The 20,524-nt window shown below is 38.3% G+C and carries 14 protein-coding genes; 10 read left to right on the top strand and 4 right to left on the bottom strand.

Features of this window, described 5'->3' with window-relative positions:
* Positions 1-181: 181 nt before the first annotated feature.
* Complete coding sequence (locus HT99x_RS10465; protein ID WP_075064967.1) at positions 182-1,363, bottom strand: M48 family metalloprotease; 1,182 nt, start codon at positions 1,361-1,363, stop codon at positions 182-184.
* Positions 1,364-1,648: 285 nt separating this feature from the next.
* On the opposite strand from HT99x_RS10465, the gene HT99x_RS10460 reads away from it, so the two are divergent.
* From HT99x_RS10460 to HT99x_RS10435, 6 genes are all read left to right on the top strand, one after another.
* The gene (locus HT99x_RS10460; protein WP_075064968.1) at positions 1,649-6,520 is read left to right on the top strand and encodes an NAD-glutamate dehydrogenase domain-containing protein; all 4,872 of its coding nucleotides are present in this window, start codon (positions 1,649-1,651) and stop codon (positions 6,518-6,520) included.
* Positions 6,521-6,631: 111 nt separating this feature from the next.
* The gene (locus tag HT99x_RS10455) at positions 6,632-7,648 is read left to right on the top strand and encodes a quinone-dependent dihydroorotate dehydrogenase (RefSeq protein WP_075064969.1); all 1,017 of its coding nucleotides are present in this window, start codon (positions 6,632-6,634) and stop codon (positions 7,646-7,648) included.
* Between the two features lie 269 nt (positions 7,649-7,917).
* Positions 7,918-8,637: a hypothetical protein gene (locus HT99x_RS10450; RefSeq protein ID WP_075064970.1), complete on the top strand. Its 720-nt coding sequence runs from the start codon at positions 7,918-7,920 to the stop codon at positions 8,635-8,637.
* 171 nt (positions 8,638-8,808) lie between these two features.
* Positions 8,809-9,222 (top strand): hypothetical protein, encoded by a 414-nt coding sequence (locus HT99x_RS10445; protein WP_075064971.1) that lies wholly within the window; start codon positions 8,809-8,811, stop codon positions 9,220-9,222.
* Between the two features lie 58 nt (positions 9,223-9,280).
* A complete protein-coding gene (locus HT99x_RS10440; RefSeq protein WP_235528399.1) occupies positions 9,281-10,003 on the top strand; it encodes a PilW family protein in 723 nt (240 codons plus the stop codon).
* Positions 9,979-10,923: a hypothetical protein gene (locus HT99x_RS10435; RefSeq protein ID WP_075064973.1), complete on the top strand. Its 945-nt coding sequence runs from the start codon at positions 9,979-9,981 to the stop codon at positions 10,921-10,923. The genes HT99x_RS10440 and HT99x_RS10435 overlap by 25 nt, the downstream gene beginning before the upstream one ends.
* Here HT99x_RS10435 and HT99x_RS10430 read toward each other — a convergent pair.
* Complete coding sequence (locus tag HT99x_RS10430; protein WP_075064974.1) at positions 10,920-11,768, bottom strand: hypothetical protein; 849 nt, start codon at positions 11,766-11,768, stop codon at positions 10,920-10,922. The genes HT99x_RS10435 and HT99x_RS10430 overlap by 4 nt on opposite strands.
* 445 nt (positions 11,769-12,213) lie before the next feature.
* On the opposite strand from HT99x_RS10430, the gene HT99x_RS10425 reads away from it, so the two are divergent.
* Together HT99x_RS10425 and HT99x_RS10420 are read left to right on the top strand one after the other, a co-directional pair.
* The gene (locus tag HT99x_RS10425) at positions 12,214-13,704 is read left to right on the top strand and encodes a hypothetical protein (protein WP_075064975.1); all 1,491 of its coding nucleotides are present in this window, start codon (positions 12,214-12,216) and stop codon (positions 13,702-13,704) included.
* Positions 13,705-13,991: 287 nt separating this feature from the next.
* A complete protein-coding gene (locus tag HT99x_RS10420) occupies positions 13,992-15,389 on the top strand; it encodes a hypothetical protein (RefSeq protein WP_075064976.1) in 1,398 nt (465 codons plus the stop codon).
* A gap of 58 nt (positions 15,390-15,447) precedes the next feature.
* Here HT99x_RS10420 and HT99x_RS10415 read toward each other — a convergent pair whose 3' ends face one another.
* A complete protein-coding gene (locus HT99x_RS10415) occupies positions 15,448-16,329 on the bottom strand; it encodes an ankyrin repeat domain-containing protein (RefSeq protein WP_075064977.1) in 882 nt (293 codons plus the stop codon).
* A gap of 119 nt (positions 16,330-16,448) precedes the next feature.
* Positions 16,449-17,282 carry an AAA family ATPase gene (locus HT99x_RS10410; RefSeq protein ID WP_075064978.1) on the bottom strand — a complete coding sequence of 278 codons (834 nt, stop codon included), beginning with the start codon at positions 17,280-17,282 and terminating at the stop codon, positions 16,449-16,451.
* Positions 17,283-17,574: 292 nt separating this feature from the next.
* On the opposite strand from HT99x_RS10410, the gene HT99x_RS10405 reads away from it, so the two are divergent.
* A complete protein-coding gene (locus tag HT99x_RS10405; RefSeq protein WP_075064979.1) occupies positions 17,575-19,443 on the top strand; it encodes a 2-oxoacid:acceptor oxidoreductase subunit alpha in 1,869 nt (622 codons plus the stop codon).
* Positions 19,444-20,466 carry a thiamine pyrophosphate-dependent enzyme gene (locus HT99x_RS10400; protein WP_075064980.1) on the top strand — a complete coding sequence of 341 codons (1,023 nt, stop codon included), beginning with the start codon at positions 19,444-19,446 and terminating at the stop codon, positions 20,464-20,466. It begins immediately after the preceding gene.
* The last annotated feature ends 58 nt before the right edge of the window (positions 20,467-20,524 follow it).

The raw sequence follows: 20,524 nt of genomic DNA, 5'->3' as shown, positions 1-20,524 counted from the left end.
GAAATCCCGCGCTCGCGATATGCATGTGCATACCGCAAGCTGCCTCCTTTTATTCAGGGGGGCATTGTACTAAAGCTCCTCGTCTTGATGGCCCCCTTTGAATAAAAGGGGGCGGCTCGCACTTCTCCTGCGTAGCAGGAGCGAGCGGGGGATTTTTATCTCGATCAACTACGCAGCACGGTTAAGCCAGCCTTTTTAACGCAGCCGCCGCGGTTTCAGTTGGTAACAGTTTTTGTGCTTTTTCAAAATCTGCTTTGGCTTCTGATTTTTTGCCCATTTTTTCTAATAATAAGCCCCGTTGATGGTAGTGATAGAAATACTCGGGATTCTTTTCAATCGCCATTTGGTAAGCACTCATGGCTTTCTCTTTATCATCGCGTTTGGCAAAAATATCGGCTTGCAAGGTGTAAAATAATGCTTCATTGGGCACAAGAGCGATAGCTTGATTAGCCAAGGTTAAAGCTTGGGTCAATTCTTCTTTCTTGAGTGCTTTAACACCTTGATCGTAAGCTTCATAAGCTGTTTGATCTTTCTTTAATTGTGCAATCATTTGTTGATAGCGTTCTTTGCCGAGTTCTAAATTTTTTGGCATTTGAGTTGCACGTTGCTGATTGGCTTTGGCGCGCTCTTGAGACGGAGGGTGGGAGGCAAACAAGCCATCAACCCAATTGGAAGATTTTTGATCCATTAATTTAACAAAAGTTTCTTGCAAGGTTACAGCTGCGTGAGGATCATAGCCTGCTTTTACCATGTAATTCATACCATAGGAATCTGCTTCCAATTCCGCTTCACGGCTATATTTAGTGCCAATTAAACCGGCGGCAACCGATGCGCTAGCTGCGAGTGCTTGGTCTTTATAGGCAGGATCGCTTGATTTATGTGAGGCAGTGATAGCAACATTGGCAGCAGCGAGGCCTGTTGCCATGATAATTTGTCTTTCCATCGCTTTTGCGCCATGGCGTGCCGCTGCATGGGTAATTTCATGGCCTAATACAGCCGCAAGTTCTGCTTCATTATCAAGATGAGCTAATAAGCCACGATTGACTGCAATTTTACCGCCAGGCAGTGCCCAGGCATTGGGAACCGAGTCGTTTAGGACGACGAATTCATAGGGTAAATCGGGTCTATCACTTTGCTTGGCCAATTTTTGACCAATTTTTTGGACATAAGCTGAAAGTTTGGGATCAACGCGATATTGACCACCGCTTGCTTGTTGGCCATAAAGATAATTCTCTTGGCCCATTTTAATTTCTTTATCAGCACTCACAAATTGTAATTCATGGCGCCCCGTCACAGGATTTTGCGCGCATGCTGAAAAAGTTAGCAGGATAATAATAAAGAAAAATTGATAAATGCGCTTCATGATGGAAACACCCTATAATCATTTTCAGTGAGAGAAGTTTTTTTTTTTTAGCAAAAAATGCTCTGTTTTTCTGCACTATTTATTTTATCAGCAATGCTGCATATATCGATAGCGAAATTCATTAAATCATAGCTATTTCTTATTGGTTCAATGGTCGATAAAATGATTGCACTAAATTTAAAGTTTGTAGGTTAGCTTAGTAAGGGTCCAAGAATCGAAGTATCTAATTTCAGGCCTAAGCTGTAAAATAATGAGTATTCAAATCATCGCGACGAGGTGTGGGTTATGACACGTCAGCTGGAAGAAGCACGTGAAGACTTGATAGGACGAGTAATCGCCCTAGTAAAAGATAAATTGCCAACAAGTGAAGCACAGTTAATTGAATCATTTGTAAAGCAATACTACCTGAGTGCTGCCCCAGAAGATTTGCTTGAGCGCAACATTCTTGATTTGTATGGCGCTTTGGTGTCGTTTTGGCACTTTATTAATCACCGTCATCCTCATGAAGTCAAAGTACGTGTATACAATCCGCAGTTCGAACAACACGGTTGGCAATCAACACACACGGTTATTGAAATCGTTAATGATAATTTGCCCTTTCTCATCGAATCCGTTGGAATGGTATTAAATCGCTTAGGATTTAATGTTCATCTTATTTTGCATACCAATGGCTTAAAAATTGAAAGAGATGAAAAAGGTCAAATAAACAAAATTTACATGGGCAAATCCAATCATGGTAATGGCCCAACAGAAATGCCGATTTTCATCGAAGTCGATAGACAAAGCGATCCCGCTGTTCTTGAAGCACTGCGTAAATCTATCGAAGGCACTATCAACGAAGTCTCCCTTGCGGTAGGTGATTGGCAGCCGATGGCTAATGCGATGGACGAAGTTATTCAAAACTTAGAACATCGTTTAAGCAAATCGAATAAAAAAGACCTTGATGAAGAAATCATTGAATTTTTAAAATGGATTAACAATAACCATTTTACCTACTTAGGCTATTGCCGTCGTAAATTAAGTACGAATAATGGTAGTTATGAATGGTCATTTGATAAAGATTCAGCTTTAGGTATTCTAAAAAAATTCGGTGAAAATTACTTCGAACCCTTTCAGGAGATGACCAAAGCAGCGCAAGAGTTAGCGCTTTCTAAGCATCCGCTAATTTTAGGTAAGACGGATAGAATTTCTACAATACACCGCCCAACCTATACCGATTTTATCGTTGTAAAATGTTTTGATGAAAATGGTAACGTTGTAGGACAACAGCAATTTATTGGGCTTTATACCTCTGTTGCATACAATAGAAGTCCACAATATATACCGCTATTACGTTTAAGAGTGCAAAAGATTCTTGAGCGTGCCAATGTAGAAGAAGAAAGTCACGATGGTAAAGTGTTATTGAATATCCTTGAAACATTACCACGAGATGACTTTTTCCATGGTACAGTGGAAGAATTATATGATCTTGCTTCTGGGATTATTCATTTACAAGAAAGACAAAAGATCCGTGTGTTTATTCGCAAAGATTCTTTTGCCAGATTGTATTCATGCTTAGTGTTTGTACCAAGAGAACGTTTTAATTCAAAATTACGCGAGAAGATTCAAAAAATTCTCGTCGATGAATTGGGTGGTTATCGAGCAGAATTCTCAACACGGTTTTCTGAGTCTATTTTAGCGAGAATCCACTTTGTGATTCGCTATAAAGATGACAAGACAAAAGAATACAATGTTAATGAAATTCAAGACAAAATTGTACAAATAAGTCGTACTTGGGAAGATAATTTACGTGATGCTTTATCTGAACATTTTGGTGAAGAATTAGGTAATCGTTATTTCCAGAATTACCGTAATGCCTTTCCGGCCGGATACCGTGCCGATTATAATGTGCGTACAGCCGTTTATGATGTGCAGCACATTCAGAAATTATCTGATAGTAACAAACTCGAAATGAGTTTTTATCAACCGATTGATGAACAAGAGGGAATTTTACGCTTTAAATTGTATAGTCCTGATTCATCAATTCCCTTATCAGATATCATTCCTATGTTAGAGTGCATGGGATTACGCGTGATAAGTGAAAGACCACATGAAATTACCCCAAGAGAAGGGAATATTGTGTGGATTAATGATTTTGGAATGATTCATACTTCCGGAAAAGAATTAAATGTTGATGCTGTAAAAGAGATATTCCAAGAAGCTTTTTATCATATTTGGAATCGACACGCTGAAAGTGATGGTTTTAACCGCTTAGTCTTGAGCTCAGGGCTTAATTGGCGGCAAGTCACCATGCTACGTGCTTATGCCAAATACCTATGGCAGATAGGGTTTACCTTCTCGCAAGCTTATATAGAAGATGTGCTTGCTGGTGTGCCCGACATAACGCACGATTTGGTTGCATTATTCGTTACACGTTTTGATCCAAGCCTTTCTCAAGAGAAACGTAATTCACAAGCCAATGCTTTACGGTTGAAGATCAAAAATAGCCTAGAAGAAGTTAAAAATATCGATGAAGATCGTATCATTCGTCGTTACATGCAAGTCATTCTGGCAACCATCAGAACAAATTTCTTCCAGAAAGAAGCGAATGGTAATCAGAAAAATTATTTGTCTTTAAAATTTGATCCATCGGCGATAACGGAATTGCCACTACCACGTCCACTTTATGAAATCTTTGTTTATTCTCCTCGAGTAGAAGGGGTTCATTTAAGAGGAGCAAAAGTTGCCAGAGGTGGTTTGCGTTGGTCCGATCGACGTGAAGATTTCCGTACAGAAGTCTTAGGTTTAATGAAAGCCCAACAAGTTAAGAATGCGGTGATTGTTCCTTTAGGGGCAAAAGGTGGTTTTGTTCCTAAAAACTTGCCGAGCAAAGGAACACGAGAAGAAATCATGACAGAAGGTATAGAAAGCTATAAAACCTTTATTCATGGTTTGCTCGATCTCACTGACAACCTGGTTGAAAATAAAGTCATTCCGCCAGTTGATATTGTGAGATACGATGCCGATGATCCTTATCTTGTTGTTGCCGCAGATAAAGGAACAGCAACTTTCTCAGATATTGCCAATAGCGTATCAAAAGAATATGGCTTCTGGATGGATGATGCCTTCGCATCAGGTGGTTCAACCGGCTATGACCATAAGAAGATGGCTATCACGGCTCGAGGTGCTTGGGAATCCGTTAAACGACATTTTAGAGAATTGGGCGTTGATTGCCAAAAAACCGATTTCACGGTAGTGGGTATTGGGGATATGGCAGGTGACGTATTTGGTAACGGTATGTTGCTATCGCGTCATATTAAGCTGATTGGCGCATTTAACCATGTGCATATCTTCTTAGATCCTAATCCCGATCCAGAGACAAGTTTCAAAGAACGTGATCGTCTCTTTCATTTACCGCGTTCAACTTGGGAAGACTATGATCCTAAGTTAATCTCTAAAGGGGGCGGTGTTTTCTCTCGTTCTTCTAAATACATTCCATTGTCACCTGAGATGCAAGAAATTTTAGGGATCAATAAACCTAAGATTGTGCCAACGGAATTGATTAGAGCCTTATTGAAGGCAAAAGTTGATTTATTGTTCAATGGTGGTATTGGTACTTACGTCAAAGCTTCTTATGAACATAATGCCAATGTGGGTGATAGATCCAACGATGCTTTGCGAGTGAATGGTGAAGAATTACGTTGCAGCATCGTCGGTGAAGGTGGGAACCTTGGTTTTACGCAATTGGGTCGTATTGAATATGCATTAAATGGTGGCAAAATTAACACCGATGCTATCGATAACTCCGGTGGGGTTGACTGCTCTGACCATGAAGTAAACATTAAAATTTTACTCAATGGTATTGTGGCAGCAGGGGATTTAACTGAAAAACAACGTAATCAACTGTTAGTTGATATGACAGAAGAAGTCTCTGAATTAGTACTTGAAGACAATCGAAATCAAATTGAAGCAATTAGCGTGGCAGAATTTAATGCAACGAAGAATGCACAAATGCACTGTCGGTTAATTGATCATTTAGAACAATTTAGTAATCTTGATCGTCCTCTTGAATTTTTACCTTCAAATGAAGATTTATTATTGCGTCAGCAAAGTGGAAGAGGCTTAACACGTCCTGAATTATCAGTACTATTAGCTTATTGTAAAACCATGCTCAAAAGCGAAATTCTTGCATCGGATGTACCCGAAGACAAGTATATTGCTCATGAATTAGTGGGTGCATTCCCAGAGGTATTACAAGAACGTTATAGCGAGCAAATGAAATCGCACCGTCTAAAACGTGAATTAATAGCGATGCAGATTTCAAATTCCATTATCAATGATATGGGGCTTGGCTTTATTCATCGATTACAAGATGAAACAGGCGCAACCATTCCCCAAATTGTACGTGGTTATATTGCAGCCAAAGAAATATTCAGAGCCATAAAATTCCGTGAAGCAGTCAACGCGTTAGATTTTATTGTTCCTGCAGATATTCAAGTAAAAATGTTGCATGAATTAAATCGCTTAGTTCGCCGGGGAACACGTTGGTTCTTACGCCATCGTATTAGTAACTTGGATATCGCAGAAGTGATTAACCATTTTACACCGAAGATGGATTTAGTTCGCGAAGGTCTTCATCATGCCATTTCGGGCACGGCTGAAGAATATTTGCTCGAGTTCGCCAATGAATTGATGGAAGAGAATGTGCCACAAGAAACAGCACTTGTAACCGCACAAATGAGCGCTATGTTCTCAGCATTAGATATTGTTGATGCTGCAACGACACATAATCTGCCTGTCGATTTAGTCACAATTACTTATTATGCGATTGGTGCACGTTTAGAACTGGGCTGGTTCCGCGAGCAAATTAAACATCATCCTGTGGCCAATCACTGGGATTCACTTGCCAGAGCCGCGATTAGAGATGATCTTGATCGTCAACAAAGAAATCTCACTGTCGCTGTGATGATGATGCAACCGGATGTGAATAATGTCGAAGCGCAAATTGATGCGTGGATGGCTCAGCATAAAGAAATGCTTGAACGTTGGAAGAATATGATTGATGAATTGAAGTCATTAACCAAACGTGAGTTTACCATGTACTCTGTGGCTTTACGGGAGTTAATGGAAATCGCCAATGTGAGTTTGCGAGAGCAAACCGGAAAGCGAGTTGCTTAATAACCGAATACTTTTGCGGTTTAGCTTCTGAGTGCCTACTTGCCGCGGCTTGTCCGCGGCATCTATACAAACTTTTACAGAATAATGAGACGAGAAAAGTAGTTAATAAAAATGTTATACAAGGCAGTTAGACCTTTATTATTTGCGTGTGATGCTGAAGTTTCTCATGAAGTAACGTTATGGACTTTAAAGAAGCTAGGGCAATTTGGTTTTTTTAATCATGCCAAACCACTCTCACAACATCCTGTTACCTGTTTTAATTTAACCTTTGCTAATCCGCTTGGCTTAGCAGCAGGTTTAGATAAAAATGCGGACTGTATTCCAGCTTGGAGTGCCATGGGATTTGGCTTTGTGGAAGTGGGCACGGTAACGCCTAAACCTCAGCTTGGTAACCCTAAACCTCGATTATTTCGCTTAGCAAACCATTCAGCGATTATCAATCGGATGGGCTTTAACAATAAAGGCGTCGATTATTTAGTTTCTCGTTTACAACAAATGCAAGCAACCTGCCCAATTGGCGTGAATATTGGCAAAAATAAAGATACAGAGTTGAATAATGCGTGGCAAGATTATGTAACGTGCTATCAAAAAGTGTATCCTTTTGCAGATTATGTCACCGTCAATATTTCATCCCCCAATACCCCTGAATTACGTAAGCTTCAGCAGGGAGATTTGTTAAAAAGTATTTTAGTTCCTTTAAAGCATGAACAGCGCTTGTTAGCTGAAAAATATCATAAAGCAGTGCCGATTTTAGTGAAAATTGCACCTGATTTAACGGATGATGAACTGTTTACACTATTAGATGATTTGTTGGCTTTACAAATAGAAGGCATTATTGCCAGCAATACGACTATTGAACGTCCAGCTTATTTAAAATCTCCTCAACGTGATGAAGTGGGTGGTTTAAGTGGTGAGCCGTTGTTTGAACGTTCTACCCGCATGATCCAAACGATTTATCAGAGAGTAGGGGAGTCTCTCCCTATTGTCGCCGCAGGCGGCATTATGAGCAGTAAACAAGCGAATGCCAAATTAGCGGCAGGCGCCAAACTCATTCAAATTTATTCAGGCTTGATTTATCAAGGACCTGGATTAGTCAAAGAAATTATTTCACAACTCCCTACAAACTGAATTTGATTTCTTACACCTCTCCCTTAGGGAGAGGTCGATGCGCACAAGCGTGTCGGGTGAGGGAGTAAAATGAATCAAAATAATTCTGATAAATTTTGCCATAAATAAAAAAGTTCAAATGATGATTTTTTTCTTCGAATCATGCTTTGAACTTTTTTTGCTTTATCTTGTGTAACTTGCCACTTATCTATTGCTAAAATGACTCATCTTGATTTTTGTTTAACTTGCTGACTATTATTTGTCATCAATCAGAATAAAGGTAAGCAAAAATGATTTCAGAAATGACAAAACAAGCAATAAAAAAAATATTTATTGTGAAGAAAAAAATGGAAGAATTTTTTCCAATACTGGGTCCTTTTTATGAGATGTCCAATTTACTTTCTTTGCCTCATTCAATTTATGATTTAAATAAACTACGAAATTTAGTCGATCCAAGTAATACTGCGGAATTTAATCAAGAAAATACCTTTTTTTATACATGTCTTTTCAACGATTATCCAGAGTTTAAAGAATTTTCCAATGATCAATTTTTGAACGCTATAAGAGTATTCACGAGATGTACTGGACGATCAAACAAAGATTTTCTCACGGAGCCCTTTGATTCAGATAATGATATGCATTGCATGCAATTGCTATCTAACTTGAAGAAAAACAACAGGACGGAAGAATTAGTCATTTTAAATAGCTTAGGTGCAGATAGAAAAGAGACGACGGATTCTTTGGAAAATGACATTGCAAAAAGCTTTGGTAAAGAAACAAACTCCTTAGCTTGGTTGAGTGCAAGAGCAGTTGGTCAGAATATGTTTCCTACAAATAAGCTAGATGATTTGTCACGCAATATGGTTCTAGGTGCAGGGAAATTTGTTGGGCACAAACGAAAATATGCTAACTTTGCAGAGATGCCAACTAAAAGTAAGGCAAAAGCTAAAAATGAACCGACATTAGAATCACCAACTAAACGTCAGCGCATGACTGTGACAGGGCAATAACCGCTACCTGTTTCACATTCCCTCACCCGACGCGCATCAGCGCGTCGGGTGAGGAGATGAATATTATAAAAAATAATCAATTGCAATAAAACTTCATTAAAATACCCATTGCTTTTCTTATCTTCATGCATTAATGTCCGCGCCATTAAAAACTTGAAATGATCAACAAAAATGAACGAAGTTTGTTCGCCCTCTGTCTCGGTAAAGTGGTTTCATAATCGTGGCTATGGTTTCATTGAAGTCTTAATAGCATTAGTTATTTTTTTAACAACGCTGTTATCGATGATTGGGATCGGGTTGAAACAAATTCAACAAACACGAGAGTCGTTATTATTAAATCAGCTACATTTTCAAGTGGATACGTTATCTTTGCTCATTCACCAGCATTCATCATTGGAAAGTGCTATTTTTAATGAATGGCAAAAGCATTTTCAGGAATTATTCCCGCAAGCAAAAATCAATTTTCAAAGCCAAGAACAAGGATTTGTTTTAAATCTCCGGGTTCTACCTTATCACTTTAAAGTGATAACACACCGAGATGGAGTACACCAACATAAAACAATATCACGGACAGACTCTAGTTGAACTGCTCGTATCATTAGTTTTGAGTGCCATATTGACAATTATGGTGATCAATACTTGGATGTTGATTAAAAAAATCGTATCAATGCAGCAGGCTTTAGTCAGAATGCAAGTCAATGCGAGAACACTGGATTACGTACTGGGAAAAGCAATACGCAATCACGGTGTTTTTGGCTGTAAACGACTATCAAAGGCAGAGCTAACGATAGATCCGCTGCAAGGAGTCACTTACCAAGCGATCCCTGAAGCATTAAGAGCAAGTAGCCGCGTACTCAAAAAGCATGTGAATGACAGTGATATGCTCTGGCTACAAGCCAGTTTTCAAGATTTCAATAGTATAAGTATTACCCCAATATCCATAAAACCCGGCACTAAAATTATTTTAACGGATTGCGAACGAACTCAGGTTATAACGATACCTAATGAAGCTATTACATTAAATGGATTTAATCATGCTGCATTCACCGCCAGTATTTTATCATCAACGGTTTATTATGTTGCTAAATCTAAAAGAAATAATGCCAGAGGAAATGCCATTTATGGGCTTTATAGTACCGATTTTAATGGACGCACTTTAGAGCTTATCGAAGGGGTAGAAAAATTGGTTTTTACTTATGGTGTATTACATTCAGGAAAAATAATCTATCAAAAAGCACAAGCCATATCCGATTGGCAAGCCGTAGTCAGTGTCAGATTAGAAGCATTATTAAATTCGGTAGAAGAGAATGAACCTAAAGTGCGAAAATGGTGGAGTTTTGAATGGCCCTTAATCACAAACAATTAGGGAGTGTATTACTGATTACTTTAATTTTTTGTATGGCATCAACGGTATTTATGTTGCTATTGTTTGAGACAACGATTCTTGATATAAAAATGCTGAATTACTATGTGCAAAAAAAACAACTGCACTTAAATTATTTATTTCATCTTCAATCGATAGAAAAGCAATTAGCCGAAGGAATGAACCCAGCTCAATTAAAAGGTGTTACCCACCTTCAATGGATCCCCGATTCACTTTCCTGTCATGAAACCGAAGGCATTCATTATTATCGAATAACACATGAACAAACTCAACCAGATGGGGCTAGCAATCAATTTACCAGCATTTACGCAATCAGAAGATCTTTGTTAGTAAATGATATTCATCCGAATCAGCGTTATTGTGCTAGACAGTACCAAGTCGATGAGAATGGATGTTTGTGGAAAATCGAACAAGGACAAAAAACGATTATACCATTATCATCAATGCTGCCGATTGCCAAAGTGCTAGGAAAAGTGATTGTCGGGCGAAGCTCAAAAGAGGGAAGCGTTTTACTTTATGTCTGGGCACAAAAAAAATACCACATGGGGCATGTGATTATTATTTTAGTGGAAGAAGAAGGGCAAGAACTACTTATTCATCAAATCATTGATACGAATGGAATACTTTATCAACCGCTATTGCGAAATCAAATTCTTGCAGTAAATAATGACGAGTGTTTAATGCTATTTGCTGCTGAATCAGGTGAATTCTTGCGTCAAGCGGCATTGGTTTTTACAGGGGAGAAAATTGAAAATCCTGTCGTATTGTCCCCAACGATGCTTGTTAGAAAACCTAAAGAAGAAAAACGTCTATTCAGGGTTCCCACAAGCAAAGGCTGGGCAAAGGGTGAGATCGATATCGACTCAACTATTTTAGGTAGAAGAACTTGGCACGAAGCTTAAAAGCTTCTTTTTAAATCGTTTCTTTCTTTTTCATCATCGGAGCTATGACCAAAGTGCTCTTTCATAAAATTAGTGAGATCTGTACCAAGCGCTTCTGCAAATTGAAGAAGAAATGGCTTTTTGGTTGGTTGTAGGACATCTTCTTCGTCGCTATAAGTAAGATCAATGCTTTCAATTTTTCTTTTTTCAGACGTTGTAGCAGAAGAACTCGTTTTTGGCTTCAATGCAGGAAATTTTTTATATAAAAATTGTGTGAAAATGTGACTAATTTGTTCAGGGGAGAGTTTTGTTTTGCTATAGGTTGATTTAATGAGTTTGTTTTCATCTTTTCCTTGCAGACCTGTAACAAAGTAAGAGATTGATTGAATAAAAGTTTTTTCTGAAATGGTTGCAGAGCGTTCTTGTTTTTTTAATTCAGTATAAAGTTGTTCAATATCACTGGCAGTGGAAGCGGGGGTGATTTTTAATAGCAAAGCAACAACACTTTGCTGTGTTTTTTCTGTTACGAAAGTATTTTCAATGAATTCATAAAGATCTTCGAGGTTATCATCTAATAATTCACTGACGGCGTCTAATTGGACAATCGAAATAGGGGGTTCAGGGCATTGAGGATAGAGCTTTTTGAAATCACCCCATTCTAATTGAAAGAAATCTAAGGTGGTTACTGAAAATAAAATGTCGCTTAAATTCGCTCTTTTATTTTCTTCTATCGTTGAATTAACGATAGCCAAAGCTAAATCATCTTTGAAATTTTCATCCATGTCTGCATGATTGATTAAGGTGACCATGTGGTCATATTCACTAATCTTCCAAGTAGACTTATCGTTTTCATCAGTGTAAATCATGGATGGCCTTATCTAGCAATGCATTAAAGCACCCTTACGGAATGCTCGAACAAAATTTAGAAACCATACTAACATCCGAACATCAACAATGCAATAAAGCCAATTGACATATAAGTTGATTAACTTATATTGGCTCATGTTCGTTTAGTTACCCTTGTTTTCTGCTTTCCGCGGCGACCAAGCCATGTTCTAACCATTTTGTTCAATTTATTACATAATATTCGAACAAATCGTATTCAATATTAGAACATCAATCAATTTTTTAAAAAAAGCTATTTTGCCTTACATTTATAAGCAATTTAACTTTATTTATTATGTCAGGAAATGTACTATGGCTGTATGCTTTTGTTAGATGTTTGAATATAAAACATTCAAGCATCTATTTTCGAACAATCATGTGACGGTCATATTTGCTGTCATTCTCAAGTAGTGTAGGAGTTAATCAATGAAACGCGGTCCCCAAAAAAAATTAAAAGTTCAGAGAAAACTAAATCGCCCAAAGATTAATGGTGAGATCCCATCGGATCCATTGCTGATACCTGAACTCATCGCGTATACATTACAATTTGTGCCTGGCTATCAATTATTTGGTCAAAATAAATTATCGACTGTTTGTGAGCGATGGTATGAAACCTTAAAAGCTAAAGATTTTTATTCTCGCTTTAATTTTGAAAAAATATTAGCTGACTGTCGACGTTCGCCAGAAGGTGCATTATCTATTTTAACTGATGAGACATTGCTTGCCCATTTAGATTTAGAAAAGAAGATGGAACTTGCAGGGTGTCACCCAGAATTTGCTATTGATTTGCTGAGCAACACACGATTTTGTGAATTCATGGCTAATTCTATAGCCATAGCGGCGTTTGCGCAAAATAATCTTGACGTTGCAATGTATGTGTTGAATTCAAACGAATTTTTTAAGCGTTTTGAAAATCATAGTTTTATAGTGCTAGGTCAAAAATGTCCTGAAATTGCAATGTATATACTTCAGACAGAAGTATGCTTAAAGCAACTATCCGCAAATGATATGGCAAAGCTTGGGCAAAATCATCATGATGTTGCGATGACTATTCTGGATACAGAAGAATTTTGTAATAAGCTTGATGGCTATGCTTTAGCAACGCTTGGTGAGAAGCTTCCTAAAGTTGCGATGAATATTCTAAAGAGAGAAGCGCTTTGCAAACAATTAAAGGGTGAAGATTTGGCAAAGCTTGGTCATAATAATCATGATGTTGCGATGGCTATTTTAGATAAAGAAGAGCTTTGTAATGAGCTTAATGGTTATTGTTTAGCAACGCTTGGAGAGAAGCTTCCTAAAGTTGCAATGACTATTTTAGATAGAGAAGCGCTTTGCAAACAATTAACGGGTGAAGATTTGGTAAGACTTGGCCAAAATTATGATAATGCAATGAAGATTATAATGACAGAAGAACTTCGCAAGCGAGTGAATCCTAATGAGTTTTTGAAGCTTTATCAAAATCATTTTAAACTTGCGATGACTATTTTGAATACAGAAAACCTTTGCAATAAACTTAGTGGTAAAGACTTAGCGATACTTGGTCAAAAACGGCCTGAAATAGCAATGGCCATTCTAACTAATGAGAAGATATGCAATCGATTGTCTCCCTATGATTTAGAAAACCTTGGTAAATGCTCCCCCGAAGTGGCCATGCATATCCTCAAGACCGAAACGCTGCGTAATAAAATGATTGGTAAATTATCATGTCTTGCGATGTCTTCATGTTTAGATTACTTGCCTGAAATTGGAGAATATTTACTGAATGAAAAATCAATTCAATTAGATGAATACGAAAGAAAGTATTTAGAAACTGCAAGAAACATGATGGAACAAAAAGCAGAACAAGCCCAGTTTGTTTCAGCTCAAGCGAAGCTTTATTTTGATAAGATGGGTAAGTCTATAAGCCCACCGTTATAAATAAGCAAGAGGTGGTACGAAAAATTGCCTGAAATTGCTATGGCTATTCTTTAAAATTAAAATATAAGCAAAAAAATTATCTGAATTGGATTTGCTACGCATTAGTAGTAGTGGCCCTAAAGTTGCGATGCATATTTTGAAGTCAAAAAATTTAAAGAATCAGTCGTTTGGTTGTAGAGTAAGCATTGCTTGCCAGTATGCAAATCAATGCTGAAAAACCAAGTGCTAAAGTTTGAAGGCGTTGAGGATCTATCTCGCAAAGTGCGATAAAAATTTAGGTAGTAAAAATGAAAAGTGGTGTTACCAATCATTCTCGAAAGAAAACAGTTGTTCAAAACAGTAATAACATGCTAACGGAATATTCCCTTGGTTCTTTGATGTTACCAGATGTGTTGGCTTATACATTGCAATATGTTCCTTGCTATCAATTAGTAGGAGCGAACAAATTGTCATCAGTTTCTAAAAGCTGGCAGAAAACATTAAATGTATCTCATTTTGCGCCTGTCAAATTTGAAAGAATACTCGATGAATGCAGGAAAGACCCACAAAGAGCAATAGCTATTTTGACAGATGAGACGTTACATCCTTATTTAGATCTAGAAAAAACGATTGCACTTGCGGGATGTTGTTCAGAATTTGCTAAACATTTATTATCCAAGAATAAAAAATATGGTTGTCTTATGGAAAATGTGGATCTATTGGGGCAAAATAATGTAGAGGTTGCACAAGATCTTTTAGGTATGGACCTGCTTAGCCAAACAATGCTAGTGAGCATGGGCAAAAAATTACCTGAAGTCGCCATGATGATACTCAATAGTAACTACGTTCGAAACTTTGCTGCTGAACATTTATGCCAAATTGGTAAAGAGCATCGCGAGGTAGTAAGAACTATTTTAGATACTAAAGAATTTTACGATAGGTTAACTCGTAAAAATTTATCTTGCCTGGCAGAATTAGTACAGAATTTTTCTGATATTGCGATGAGTATTCTCATCTCAACGGAAAAATTATCAGGCAACGAATTAGCCATATTGGGACAAAAATGCTTGGATGTTGCGAATCATATTTTAAACACAGAAGCATTATCTAACAAACTGACAGAAGAAAATTTAGCAACATTAGGTCAATTTTTGCCTGAAATTGCGATACGTGTTTTAAACACAAGAGATCTTTCGGAGGCATCTTTAGTAAAGCTTGCTCATACCCAAAAAGCTGCACTGCATATTTTACAGACTAAAGAACTAATGAATAAATTGAGTTTGGGAAGCATCCAATATCTTGGTGGCATGCATTCAGAATTTGCTGTGTTTATTCTAAATAATCCTCTCTTATGTGAACAATTGACTGGCACTCAAATATTAATGCTTGCTAAGTGCTCATCTAAAGTAGCTATGCATATAGTATCAACCCAGAAGCTATTGGAGAAACTACCCAAGCAATCAGATTATTTGTTTGAAGTTTTTTCACGTTATCCGAGTGTGATGACACATATACGCAACACTCCTTCACTTATTGCTTTAAAGAAAAATTTGGAATTTTTTGAAGTTCATCCTAACCGATTTCAGAAAAATCTTAAATGTTGTTCTTTTATTTTTGCTAAAGCAAAAACTTGGGCTGGTCCAAAAACTTCCACGCTTCATCAACTCAATGGTGTAATCAGTGATTTTCGTGTTAAATGGTGGTAGAAAGGGGTTCTAAATCTCAATCTTATCTGTCAATTTTTAAGCCTTCCTGGATCTAAAATTAGCATAGGCAGCATGACTTCTTTTTTCTGTGCTCGGTCACTGGTTCGTCATTACTGACATCACGCTTAGTCGGTGAAAATGAAAGCCATGTATCATCATCATCGCTTGAGCATGCCGCATGGTTTGATGTTTCCTCTAAATTAACGGCAATTAGATTTTCACTAATAATGTCAACGTTATTTTGGGTATAACTGACACTAGCGAGTAATTGCCCAAGTAATAAAGGTGCGCAAGATAAGCGTCTGAAAGCAATCGCATTATCATATTGTGTTTCAATCAGCTCAATGATGTGGAATAGTTTCTTATTACCCTCAGATTTTATGACTTTGAGCATCTCTAGCTGATTATCAATTAAATGATCTAAATTTTCTTTGAAAGCAATTTGAAAATGTTCACTCAAATATTCCTTGCGATTATCAAGTCTTTTTATTTCATTGAGGATTTTGAAAAAAAAAGGCAATCGAGCTTGAGTGGCATTGGCTTTAAATATATTCATTAGCAGCGTATTACCATTCTTATCAGGCACACCAATTTTGGCATTATTGTTTAATAAAAGTTCTATTATTTTATAGGTGTAACTATCAATGCTCTGAAGCTGGGGTGCCATCTGATTTAATGGCGTCTGCCCGTGATTATTTTGGGCGTTAATATCCGCCCCTTGGTTTAATAATAACTGAATTATTACCATAGAATGAGATTTTATCGTTGCTAGATGTAATGGGGTTTGGCCTGCTAGATTTTGAGCAAAAGGATTGATCCCTTCATTAATTAAATGGATTAATTCTATTTCTTCTTGTGAGGATATGATGTCGTGCTGGGTAGTGCCAAATATTTTATAAAATGCTCGCGTATTTTTTTTTGTTGCTATACCAGAAATCATCGTTACTCCCAAGCTGTTTTGATTCAAACGTATTGTTGGGGCAACATATTATCTGAGTTTTGAAGATGAGATAATAAGAAAAATACTTAATTCAAGGCGCTTAAAAGGGCGGGGGGGCACTAAGCCCCAATTTCTTCCGTTAATTTTTCAACATTCACTGTTTGAAAAGCATCAGGATGCGTAATTTCATTGGTTTGCAAGCTTTGGAAAATACGCAAAAATTCTTGGGTGACTTTATGATCTTTGGCGAAATGAATCATCGGTAAGGCAACATCATGCGATTCTTTAATTTTAATGGATGACGATAAAAAGGTCGAAATGATGGGCAATCCTTCATTCGATAATTCATCAACCAATTTTTTAGGAAGCGCAGCGCCTGCTTGGAATTGATTGACAATAACCCCTTCAACGCGCAGATTTCGATTATATTTTTCACGAATTTGCGTTACACCGCGAAATAGGTGATAAATTGCATTACGGGAAAATAAATCGCAGTCAAAGGGAATAAGGCAGGTATCCGAAGCAATCAATGCCGATTGGGTAAAATAATTCATTGCAGGTGGGGTATCGATAAAAATATTGTCGAATCCCTCAAGCTTATCGAATAAGCTTCGAAGCTTGTATAATTTTTGGCGATTCTCTAATCGATTCAGTAGTAGTTCTAATTTAGGTGCTGCGGGCAAAATATAAAGATTTTTAAAGGTGGTGGCATGCACGTATTGGTTTGCATGGCTTGCACTGAAGCGGAACTGCAGCACTTGATTAAAATAATCTGCCACAGTGGGTACAAAGTTCGGAGATTTACTCCCCAACAGATACTGCGTTGAATTAGATTGAGGATCCAAATCGACTACTAAAGTACGAAATCCTTTTGCTGCGCTAATGGCGGCGAGATTGCAGGTAATCGTTGATTTGCCCACACCACCTTTTTGATTAAAAATAACCCTGCGCATGCTTTGCTCCCAGAATTTAAGTTAAACAAATAACATAATAGGTTGATATGCAATAATATAGTGTAACGCAGACGATGAAAAATGAATATGCAATCGGTACGAATGGCATACGAATACTTCTAAGTCAGTGTTATACTTCCCGCCTACGCATAAAGCTTCGGAGTGGCAAGTGGCAAGCCCGCATATGCATAAAGCTTCGGCGGACAAGCCCATTTATGCAAATCCACCGCCTTTAGGTGTAGTGATCGGGCTCTTAATTTCGGCGTAATGGCTTATAACTTAGGCATTTAGCATGACAGATATGAAAACATTCACAACCACGATCCCATTAACGGTTAAACGAATTCCGCTTGAAAAGGTGGTTATCCATTTTGCGGGAGATTCGGGCGATGGGATGCAAGTGGCGGGAATGCAATTTACAGAGGCTTGTGCGACTTTTGGTAATGATGTACGCACCTTCCCTGATTTTCCAGCAGAAATCCGTGCACCTGCGGGTACGTTGCCAGGGGTTTCAGGATTTCAATTAAGTTTCTCAGAACACCCTATTCATACTCCTGGGGATCAATATGATGTCTTGGTTGCAATGAACCCAGCCGCCTTGAAAGTATCTCTTAAGAATTTAAAAAAGGGCGGTATTCTTATCTTGGATGAAGATAAGTTTACGAGCAAAGACTTAAAGAAAGCACAAATTGATGATAATTCATTAGATGGCACTTTATCCGCATTTCGTGTTGTGCGTTTACCCATGACGACACTCACATTAACGGCTTTAGAAAAAAGCCCGTTATCTCGTGCAGCCGCGCGAAAATGTAAAAATATGTTTGCCTTAGGCGTGGTCTTTTGGCTATACCATCGCGAGCTTGAAGATACCAAAGATTGGATCAAAGAACGTTTTAAAGATAAAACCGATGTCATCGAAGCCAATATCGAAGCATTGCGCGCAGGTTATCATTTTGCGATTACCACGGAATTATTTGCAGAGCATTTTTCTGTTAAGGCCGCCAAACAGGCACCGGGTATTTATCGACAAATCACGGGCAACCAAGCATTAGCTTGGGGATGCGTTGCGGCAGCCACTAAAGCCAATCAATCGTTGTTAGTGTGTGGTTATCCCATTACTCCCGCATCCGATATTTTACATTTTCTAGCAAAACATGCCCATTTTGGGGTCAAAACTTTCCAAGCCGAAGATGAAATTGCAGCGATAGGTGCTGCGATTGGTGCAGCCTTTGGTGGGGAATTGACCTTAACCACCACCAGTGGTCCTGGTATGGATTTAAAAAGCGAAGCACTAGGCTTGGCAGTCATGACAGAGCTACCGCTGGTTGTTGTTGATGTTCAGCGCGCAGGGCCATCAACCGGCATGCCAACGAAAGTAGAGCAATCCGATTTGTTGGCAGCAATGTATGGTCGCCATGGGGAATGTCCGGTTCCTATTTTAGCGCCCGCAACACCCGGTGATTGTTTTCATATAATGCTCGAGGCATTTCGCATAGCCCTGCGTTATATGACGCCCGTAATTGTGTTAAGCGATGCATTTTTAGCCAATGGTGCTGAACCTTGGCAAATTCCTGATGTTAAAACGCTACCGGATTTAAAACCTCATTATTGTCAACCAACCGACAATTTCATGCCTTATGCGCGCGATCCAAACACATTAGCGCGTCCCTGGGCTATTCCAGGAACCAAAGGTCTTGAACACCGAATTGGTGGGTTAGAGAAAGAAAATGGCAGTGGTAATATCAGTTATGATGGTGATAATCATCAACGCATGGTCGATATACGAGCAGCGAAAGTGCAAGGTATTGCGCAAGATTTACCGCTATTAGAATTGATGGGACCCAAGCAAGGTGAAGTATTAATCCTCAGTTGGGGTAGCACTTATGGTGCTGTACGTACCGTGGTTGAATCATTACAAACCCAAGGGCATGCCATCAGTTTTGCTCATTTGCGTTATTTGAATCCTTTCCAGAATGAATTAGGTTCGCTTTTACAGCAGTTCAAAACAATCCTGGTTGTTGAGCTCAATAAAGGTCAACTTTGCCAGTTAATTCGAGCACGATACCTGGTGGATGCTAAAGGCATTAACAAGGTTCAAGGCAAACCTTTTGGTGTGCAAGAATTGACAGAAAAGGTACTGCCTTATTTGGAGAAAAATTAAATGTCGTTACAAGAAAACAAAGTACTACCTTTGAAAAGAGAAGATTTTGTTAGCGATCAGGAAGTACGATGGTGTCCTGGTTGTGGCGACTATGCAATTTTAGCTTCGGTGCAGAAAATATTGCCAGAATTAGGCATTGCGCGTGAGAATACCGTTTTTATTTCGGGTATTGGTTGTTCTAGCCGTTTTCCTTATTACTTGAATACCTATGGTTTTCATACGATTCATGGTCGTGCACCTACTATCGCAACTGGTCTTAAAATTGCGAGACCTGAATTATCGGTTTGGATTGTGACAGGTGATGGTGATGGCTTGAGTATTGGTGCCAACCATTTAATGCATATTATGCGTCGTAATCTGGATGTCACGATTTTACTTTTTAACAATCAGATCTATGGTTTAACCAAAGGGCAATATTCGCCTACCTCGGAAAAAGGTAAAAAGACCAAAACATCACCCCAAGGGACAATTGACGAACCGTTTAATCCGGTACAACTGGCTTTAGCCGCAGGCTGTAGTTTTGTTGCCAGAGCCATTGATGTTGATGCGATAGGATTACAATGGGTTTTAAAAGAAGCCGCAGCTCATCGTGGTACATCTTTTGTTGAAATTTATCAAAACTGTAATGTGTTTAATGATGGCGCGTTTGCCCATATTAGTGACCGTGGATTTCGCGCAGAGCGAACGATTAGCTTACGCCCGAATCAACCCTTAGTTTTTGGCCAAGCGGAAGATAAAGGGCTTATTTATAATGGCAACGATTTTGTTGTCACGCCTTTACAATCCCCTGAAGATAAATCGCAGCTTTACGTCCATCAAGTTGAAAATGATTTATCAATGGCGATTAAACTTAATTCACTATCCTATCCTGAGTTTCCAGTGCCAATTGGTATTTTTAGAAAAGTTGAACGACCTATCTACGAAGAAGAAATGAAAGCACAATTGGATTCAAGTGCTGCCAAACAAGGTAAACCGTCGCTAGAAGATTTATTACATTCTGGTAAAACCTGGACAGTAAAGTAAGTAATTACTTACTTTACAAGAACTACCTACTTTTAATAGAATTTTAGTTCATTTTTGC

Source organism: Candidatus Berkiella aquae (genome assembly GCF_001431295.2).
GTDB classification, from domain to species: Bacteria; Pseudomonadota; Gammaproteobacteria; order Berkiellales; family Berkiellaceae; genus Berkiella; species Berkiella aquae.
Note: the sequence above shows the minus strand (reverse complement) of the source record. Positions and strands in the feature narration are given on the sequence as shown.

Bases quoted from the DNA above. Each gene is read 5' to 3' on its own strand.
- HT99x_RS10465 (WP_075064967.1), bottom strand. From the start codon at position 1,363: ATGAAGCGCATTTATCAATTTTTCTTTATTATTATCCTGCTAACTTTT.
- HT99x_RS10460 (WP_075064968.1), top strand. From the start codon at position 1,649: ATGACACGTCAGCTGGAAGAAGCACGTGAAGACTTGATAGGACGAGTA.
- HT99x_RS10455 (WP_075064969.1), top strand. From the start codon at position 6,632: ATGTTATACAAGGCAGTTAGACCTTTATTATTTGCGTGTGATGCTGAA.
- HT99x_RS10450 (WP_075064970.1), top strand. From the start codon at position 7,918: ATGATTTCAGAAATGACAAAACAAGCAATAAAAAAAATATTTATTGTG.
- HT99x_RS10445 (WP_075064971.1), top strand. From the start codon at position 8,809: ATGAACGAAGTTTGTTCGCCCTCTGTCTCGGTAAAGTGGTTTCATAAT.
- HT99x_RS10440 (WP_235528399.1), top strand. From the start codon at position 9,281: ATGTTGATTAAAAAAATCGTATCAATGCAGCAGGCTTTAGTCAGAATG.
- HT99x_RS10435 (WP_075064973.1), top strand. From the start codon at position 9,979: ATGGCCCTTAATCACAAACAATTAGGGAGTGTATTACTGATTACTTTA.
- HT99x_RS10430 (WP_075064974.1), bottom strand. From the start codon at position 11,768: ATGATTTACACTGATGAAAACGATAAGTCTACTTGGAAGATTAGTGAA.
- HT99x_RS10425 (WP_075064975.1), top strand. From the start codon at position 12,214: ATGAAACGCGGTCCCCAAAAAAAATTAAAAGTTCAGAGAAAACTAAAT.
- HT99x_RS10420 (WP_075064976.1), top strand. From the start codon at position 13,992: ATGAAAAGTGGTGTTACCAATCATTCTCGAAAGAAAACAGTTGTTCAA.
- HT99x_RS10415 (WP_075064977.1), bottom strand. From the start codon at position 16,329: ATGATTTCTGGTATAGCAACAAAAAAAAATACGCGAGCATTTTATAAA.
- HT99x_RS10410 (WP_075064978.1), bottom strand. From the start codon at position 17,282: ATGCGCAGGGTTATTTTTAATCAAAAAGGTGGTGTGGGCAAATCAACG.
- HT99x_RS10405 (WP_075064979.1), top strand. From the start codon at position 17,575: ATGACAGATATGAAAACATTCACAACCACGATCCCATTAACGGTTAAA.
- HT99x_RS10400 (WP_075064980.1), top strand. From the start codon at position 19,444: ATGTCGTTACAAGAAAACAAAGTACTACCTTTGAAAAGAGAAGATTTT.